This is a genomic window from Allobosea sp. 2KB_26, from assembly GCF_052115715.1.
Taxonomy (GTDB): domain Bacteria; phylum Pseudomonadota; class Alphaproteobacteria; order Rhizobiales; family Beijerinckiaceae; genus Allobosea.
On record NZ_JBFRHE010000059.1, the window covers coordinates 1 to 1,065 of the forward strand.

The following is a 1,065-nucleotide window of genomic DNA, read 5'->3' on the forward strand; positions in this document are numbered from 1 at the left end:
ATATGCTTGCCGGCACGGCGCTCGCCCTGCTCTTGGTCGTCGGCTGCGGCGGCTGGGCTGCCAGCGCCCATCTCAACGGCGCCGTGATCGCCCAGGGCTCGGTCAAGGTCGACCAGAACCTCAAGGAGGTGCAGCATCGCGACGGCGGCGTCGTCCAGGCGATCGGAGTGCGCCAGGGCGACCGGGTCGAGGCAGGCCAGACCCTGTTCTGGCTCGACGATGTCCAGACCAAGGCCGAGCTCTCGATCATCCGCTCACAGCTCGGCGAGAATCTCGGCCGCAAGGCCCGCCTGATCGCCGAGCGCGACAATCTCGCCGCGATCACCTTCCCGGCCGAGTTCGCCAGATTCTCGGAAGAGGCCGCCCAGATCATCCAGGGCGAGACCCGGCTGTTCGACGGCAACCGCACCAACCGCGAAAGCCGCAAGGAACAGCTCGAGATCAGCATCGTCCAGTCCGGCGAGGAGGTGAAAGGCCTCGAGGCCCGCCAGGTCGCCAAGGTCGAGGAGCTGCGCCTGGTCGAGCTCGAGCGCAACAAATATCTCGGCCTGTTCCAGAAGGGCTTCATCGACGGCACCAAGGTCTACAACATCAACCGCGAATGGGCCCGCCTGCTCGGCGAGCGCGGCGAGATCGAAGCCTCGATCGCCCGCGCCCGGCTGCGCATCAGCGAGGCTCGCCTCCAGATCATCGCCGTCGACGAGACCGCCCGCACCGAGGCCCAGCGCGAGCTGCGCCAGGTCGAGGCCAAGGTCTCCGAGCTCAGCGACCGGCGTCTCGCCAGCGAGGACCGGCTCTCGCGCTCCGAGATCCGCGCCCCGATCGCCGGCCTCGTCAACGAGTTGACGGTCTTCACCGTCGGCGGCGTCATCACCCCGGCCGCCCGGCTTGCCACCATCGTGCCGGGCGAGGCCAGGCTCACCGTCGAGGTCAGGATCGCGCCGACCGATATCGACCAGGTCAGGCCGGGCCAGCCCGCCCGCCTGCGCTTCTCCGCCTTCGCCAAGAACGCGACCCCGGAGCTGCCGGGCAGCGTCAGCCATCTCTCCCCGGCCACCACCCGTG

Annotated in this window: 1 protein-coding gene; it reads left to right on the forward strand. The window is 69.2% G+C overall.

Features of this window, described 5'->3' with window-relative positions:
• Nucleotides 1–2 precede the first annotated feature (2 nt).
• Nucleotides 3–1,065, forward strand: a 1,063-nt coding sequence (locus AB4099_RS35250) for an HlyD family type I secretion periplasmic adaptor subunit (RefSeq protein ID WP_441481504.1), incomplete at its 3' end; no start/stop codon positions are given.